Genomic DNA, 5,296 nt, shown 5'->3' with positions numbered 1-5,296 from the left:
GTGGGCGGGTGGTGAGGGGGTTTTGTCGGCGGCTTTGCGGGGGGTTTCGTCGGTGGCTTGGTTGGAGGTTTGGTCGGCGGCTTAGTTGGCGGCTTCGTCGGTGGGGTGTCGCCGTAGCCGCCAGGCGTGTCCCCGTAGCCGTTGCCATGGTTGTGGCCGTTCCCCTGACCCTGGTTGTGGCCGTTCCCGTGGCCGTGGCCGTTCGCGTGACCGTGGGCGTGGCCGTTGCCGTGGCTGTTCCCGTTGCCGTAACCGGGGTCGTCGTGGGGCGGGGCGGGGGCTCCGTGCGCGGCCGAGGCTGTTGTGGATCTGCCCGCGTCCGCGTCTGCGAGCGTTGAGATGCCGTACAGGGACAGGAGGCTCATCGCGGCGGCTGCCACGACCATCCCCCTGCTCAGAGTCTGTCGTCGCATTCCGATTATCTTCCTAATGGGAGAGGTGAGAAAAAGCCGGCCTTGGCACCGAGAGGCTCTCCAAGACCGGCCCAGACACCGCCGAACGGCTGGTGCTACACGTCAGTCGTTGACGCAGGTGTTTCCGAACGCCGGGTTCAGCAGCGCGATGACGTTGATCGAGTTGCCGCACACGTTGACGGGAATGTGGACGGGCACCTGGATCACGTTGCCGGACAGCACACCCGGGGAGCCGGCGGCGAAGCCCTCGGCGTCGGCGTCGGCGAAGGCCGGGGCGGCCATTCCGAGCGCCATGATGGCGCCCGCGATGACAGCAACGCTCTTCTTCATGAGGTTTCCCTTCTCTGCGGTCATGCCCCTATGTCGGCCGAAGGCCGAGCGAGCACAGCATGAACGGCTCGCACCATGACCGGCAGTTGTAAAACGAGGGATAGACAGCCGAAGAAACGACGGAACGTGCTCCCACCGATAATTCACTCGAACGCCCCGAAGCGGCGGGAAACACGGTCCACACGAAAGACGGAAAACGCGAGCAGCCCCCGCACCGTGTGCGGGGGCTGCTCAAGCTGCTTCTATGGGTGACCGGACGACTGTCGACAACCGGTCAGCCGACGGCGATCAGCTGTTGCCGACACCGTTCCCGGACAGGACCGGAATGTCGCTGAGAACGCCGGCCAGCGGCTCGTCGCCCTTGGCCTGCGTCGAGTTCTCGGCGCACTGCTGGTTCTGCGGGGCGGACAGGATCGGGATGTCCTGGACGGCGACCGGGACGAGAACGCCCACGACCGAGCCCACGTTGCCCTTGACGGGCACGCCGAGGCAGAGCTTGTTGAGCGTGCCCTGCGCGAGGCTCATCTGCGGGCTCATGTCCCCCTTGGTCAGGGAGTTGCCGAACTTCGAGACCGCACCGTTCCCGCTGACGGACGTGGTGCCCGCGTCGTCCGCTGTGGCAAGCGCCTGAGGGGCGGTCGCCGCCGAGACTCCGACGACAGATGCGGCTACCGCCGCCGCGGCCATTGCCTTCTTCAGCATTTCGCTTTCCTTTCCTGGCAGAGACACATGTTCCTGCTCTCGCATCAACCGGATGGGCGGGGATTGGTTTCGTGACTTCACCCGATTGGCTCGTTCCGTACCCGGAAATTCATGGAAACGCCCGGTTCACGGGCTCCTCACGACCGCCCCTCGCCATGGGCCATCAGAGTGAATCGCAGCAACCATGCGCGCCGGAGGCAGTTGATCAGCGCGGCTCCGGTGGACGGGGTTTCTTCAGAAGGGACTAGCAAGTGATCAAGAAGGTTATGGCTGCCGCGGCGGTCGCCGCTTCCGTCGTCGGTGTCTCCGCTGCGGTAGCGGCCCCGGCGATGGCGATCGCGAACGACGGTGGCACGACGTCCACCAGTGGCAACGGCGCCATCCAGAAGTACGGCAACTCGGCCACGTACGGCAACATGAGCCCCCAGATGGCCCTCATCCAGGGCTCGCTCAACAAGCCCTGCATCGGCCTGCCCGCCAAGGTCAACGCCGGTTCGCTCGTGGGCGCCGTGCCGATCGCCGTCCAGGACATCAGCGTCCTGTCCGCTCCGCAGAACCAGCAGTGTGTCGAGAACTCGACGCAGGCCAAGGGCGACGAGCCCCTGTCGCACCTCCTCAGCGACATCCCGGTCCTGTCGGGCAACGGCATCGGCAACAACTGACCTTCGCCGGCGTCAGCACCGTTCATTTCCGGTACCAGCGTCACCACCAGTAGTACCGGCGACGACTGACCCGGGCGTACGTCCGGGCTCACTTCGAGCCGTCACCAGCGGGCCGTCGAACTCTCGGCGGCCCGCTGGCCTACGTTGCGTCACGTGACGACCAGACACCCTTCGCTCCGGTTCTCCCGCCCTGCCCGCCTCTCCCGCCTCTCCCGGCTGTGCGGGATCGCGCTGTTGTGCGCCGCGACCGCGGTCGGCTGCGGTATGCCCCAGACACCGCCGCTGACACCCACGGGCGGCGCCGTCGCCGCCAAGGGCACCGACATCCTGCTGCTGGGCACGGACAGCCGCGCCACCATCTCCGCGCAGGAGCGCCGCAAGTTCCACGCGGGCGGCTTCGCCTGCAACTGCGCGGACGTGATGATGCTCGTCCATGTGTCGGCCAGACTCGACCGCGTCAGCGTGATCAGCCTGCCGCGCGACTCCCTCGCCACGATTCCGGCGTACAAGCCCACACCGACCGCGAAACGGCGCCTCGCGCACCCCGCGAAGCTCAACGGCGCGTACGCGGAGGGCGGTCCAGGGCTCGTGGAGCGGACGGTGGAGGCGGCGACCGGGGTGAGTGTCGAGCAGTATCTGCAGCTCGACTTCCGCCGGTTCATCGACGCCGTCGACCAGGTCGGCGGGGCCGAGGTGTGCACCGCGCGGCGCCTCAAGGACTCCAAGACCAAGCTGAACCTCGCGCCGGGACGGCATCTGCTCAAGGGCGGCCAGTCCTTGCAGTACGTCCGCTCTCGGCACGTCGACCAGAGCGCCGACCTCGGGCGGATCCAGCGCCAGCAGCGGTTCCTGGTCACGGCGCTGGAACGGCTGACCGCCCGGAAGGTGCTCAGCGACCCGGTGGTCATGGGCCGGGTGGCGCGGACGCTGCTCGGTCCGGCCAAGGTCCAGCAGGGCTTCGGGAAGAACGGCGTGAAGGCGCTGGTCACCCTCGGCAAGGCGCTGAGCAAGGTGCCGGCCACCCGGACCGAGTTCGCCACCGTGCCGATCGGCGGGTTCAACCCGCCGATGAAGGGAGTCGGTTCGACGATCCGCTGGGACGCCGCGAAGTCGAAGGCGATGTTCACCAAGGTGCGCGAGGACCGGCCGCTGATCGCGGCGGGTTCGGACCCGAAGCCCGCCGACCCGCCGGTGTTCGGCAAGGACGTACCGGTGCGCGGCAACCGGCTGGCGTGCCCCTGAGCCGGGCTTTAGGGCGGGGCCGGACGGTCCCGTTTCCCCGTACGGCCGCCCGTACACCTCGCACGCTGGGCCAAATGGGGCAATCACCGCAACCCCGGGTGGGGTTGGGCCGTTGTTGATCACGCAGCTCCTCACCGGAGTCCGCTTTTCGAAGGGAATGAACATGAAGAAGCTGTGGGCAACCGCGGCCATCGCCGCCTCTGTCGCCGGTATCTCGGCGACGGCAGCGCCCCAGGCCCTGGCGATCGCCGATGACGGTGGCACCACCTCCGTCAGCGGCAACGGTGCCGAGCAGGAGTTCGGCAACTCGGCCACGTTCGGTGACATGAGCCCGCAGCTCTCGCTGGTCCAGGGTTCGCTGAACAAGCCGTGTGTCGGCCTCCCGGCCAAGCTCAACGTCGGTTCCGTCGTCGGCCTGATCCCGATCGCCGTCCAGGACATCCCGATCCTGTCGGCTCCGCAGAACCAGCAGTGTGTCGAGAACTCGACGCAGGCCAAGGGCGACGAGCCGCTGTCGCACATCCTCAGCGACATCCCCGTGCTGTCCGGCAACGGCGCCGGCAACAGCTGAGCCTCCCCGCTCGGTTGCGGCGGCGGGTCACCGGTTCTCCGGTGGCCCGCCGTTCGGCGTTCCACAGCCTTTTACGGGACTGTGGACGTCACTTGCGGTACAGGGCCTCGATCTCGGCCGCGTACGCCTCCCGTACCGCGTGGCGTTTGACCTTGAGGGACGGGGTGAGCTGGCCGTTGTCCTCGGTGAACTCGCCCTCGATCAGGGTGAAGGCGCGGATCGACTCGGCCCGGGAGACCGCCGCGTTGGCATGGTCCACGGCCCGCTGCACGTCGGCGCGCATCCGGGGGTCGGCGATCACCTCGGACATGGGGGTGTCGGCGGGCATCCCCCGGACCGTGAGCCAGTGGGCGACGGAATCGGGGGCGAGGGTGATCAGGGCGGCGACGAAGGGGCGGTTGTCGCCGACGATCATGCACTGGCCGATCGGCGTACGGCTGCGCAGCCGGTCCTCCAGGACCGCCGGGGCGACGTTCTTGCCGCCGGAGGTGACGATGATGTCCTTCTTGCGGCCGGTGATGGTGAGGTACCCGTCGTCGTCGAGGGCGCCGAGGTCGCCGGTCGCGAACCAGCCGTCGCTCAGTACGGTGTCCGTGGCCGACGGGTTGTTCCAGTAGGCGCCGAAGACGACCGCGCCCTTGAGGAGCACCTCACCGTCGTCGGCTATCCGGACCGCGGTGCCGGGGACGGGCAGGCCGACCGTGCCGGGGCGGGGCGCCAGGGGCGGGACGAGGGTGGCGGCCGAGGTCGTCTCGGTCAGGCCGTAGCCCTCGTAGACGACGATTCCGGCGGCGTAGAAGAAGAGGCTGAGGTCGCGGTCGAGCGGCGAGCCGCCGCTGATGGCGTACCGCATGCGCCCGCCCAGCTCCTTGCGGATACGGCGGTACACGAGCAGGTCGTACAGGGCCCACGCGGCGTACAGGCCGGGGCCGGGGCCCTTGGCGGCGGTAGGGCCGGTGGCGAGGAACTTCTCGAGGTACGCCTCGGCGAAGCGGACGCCGATGCGGTGGGCGCGGTCGAAGGAGGACGCGCGGCCCATCTTCTCGGCGGTCGCGCGGCCGGCAGCGTGGATCCGCTCGAAGAGATACGGGACGCCCACCAGGAAGGTCGGCCTGAACTCCCGGAGCATCGGGCGGAGTTCGTCGGGCTTGATGCTCGGGAAGTGGCCGATCTCGATGCGGGCCATCAGACAGCCGATCTGAAGGGCCCGGCCCATGATGTGGGCGAGGGGGAGGAAGAGCAGGGTGGACGCGGTCTGGTTGGTGACCTCCTTGAAGATCGGGTGCAGCAGTTCGACGACGTTGGCGGCCTCGGCGTGCAGGTTCGCGTGGGTGAGGACGCAGCCCTTCGGCCGGCCGGTGGTGCCGGAGGTGTAG

At 68.4% G+C, this 5,296-nt stretch carries 6 protein-coding genes and 1 pseudogene; 3 read left to right on the top strand and 4 right to left on the bottom strand.

The window, feature by feature from the left end:
* From AOK08_RS46875 to AOK08_RS35180, 3 genes and pseudogenes are all read right to left on the bottom strand, one after another.
* Positions 1 to 413: pseudogene (locus tag AOK08_RS46875) on the bottom strand (hypothetical protein); the annotation flags it as partial.
* A gap of 102 nt (positions 414 to 515) precedes the next feature.
* Complete coding sequence (gene chpD / locus AOK08_RS35185; RefSeq protein ID WP_055533577.1) at positions 516 to 743, bottom strand: chaplin ChpD; 228 nt, start codon at positions 741 to 743, stop codon at positions 516 to 518.
* Positions 744 to 1,031: 288 nt separating this feature from the next.
* Entirely contained in the window at positions 1,032 to 1,445 is a 414-nt protein-coding gene (locus tag AOK08_RS35180; RefSeq protein ID WP_055533575.1) for a rodlin, read from the bottom strand.
* 251 nt (positions 1,446 to 1,696) lie between these two features.
* On the opposite strand from AOK08_RS35180, the gene AOK08_RS35175 reads away from it, so the two are divergent.
* The 3 genes from AOK08_RS35175 to AOK08_RS35165 all read left to right on the top strand — a co-directional run bounded on the left by AOK08_RS35175 (position 1,697) and on the right by AOK08_RS35165 (position 3,920).
* Complete coding sequence (locus tag AOK08_RS35175; protein WP_055533574.1) at positions 1,697 to 2,107, top strand: rodlin; 411 nt, start codon at positions 1,697 to 1,699, stop codon at positions 2,105 to 2,107.
* A gap of 153 nt (positions 2,108 to 2,260) precedes the next feature.
* A complete protein-coding gene (locus AOK08_RS35170) occupies positions 2,261 to 3,349 on the top strand; it encodes an LCP family protein (RefSeq protein WP_055533573.1) in 1,089 nt (362 codons plus the stop codon).
* 163 nt (positions 3,350 to 3,512) lie between these two features.
* Entirely contained in the window at positions 3,513 to 3,920 is a 408-nt protein-coding gene (locus AOK08_RS35165) for a rodlin (RefSeq protein ID WP_055533580.1), read from the top strand.
* A gap of 88 nt (positions 3,921 to 4,008) precedes the next feature.
* Here the strand turns inward: AOK08_RS35165 and AOK08_RS35160 are convergent.
* Positions 4,009 to 5,296 (bottom strand): AMP-dependent synthetase/ligase (locus AOK08_RS35160; RefSeq protein WP_157876924.1); only part of this gene is annotated, 1,288 nt, incomplete at its 5' end.

Source organism: Streptomyces graminilatus, assembly GCF_001418565.1.
Lineage (GTDB): Bacteria > Actinomycetota > Actinomycetes > Streptomycetales > Streptomycetaceae > Streptomyces > Streptomyces graminilatus.
The sequence above is the reverse complement of the archived record's forward strand: the minus strand, read 5'-3'. Positions and strand labels throughout refer to the sequence as shown.

Excerpts from the sequence above, each read along its gene's own strand:
- AOK08_RS35180 (WP_055533575.1), bottom strand. The coding sequence starts at position 1,445 with ATGCTGAAGAAGGCAATGGCCGCGGCGGCGGTAGCCGCATCTGTCGTC.
- chpD (WP_055533577.1), bottom strand. The coding sequence starts at position 743 with ATGAAGAAGAGCGTTGCTGTCATCGCGGGCGCCATCATGGCGCTCGGA.
- AOK08_RS35165 (WP_055533580.1), top strand. The coding sequence starts at position 3,513 with ATGAAGAAGCTGTGGGCAACCGCGGCCATCGCCGCCTCTGTCGCCGGT.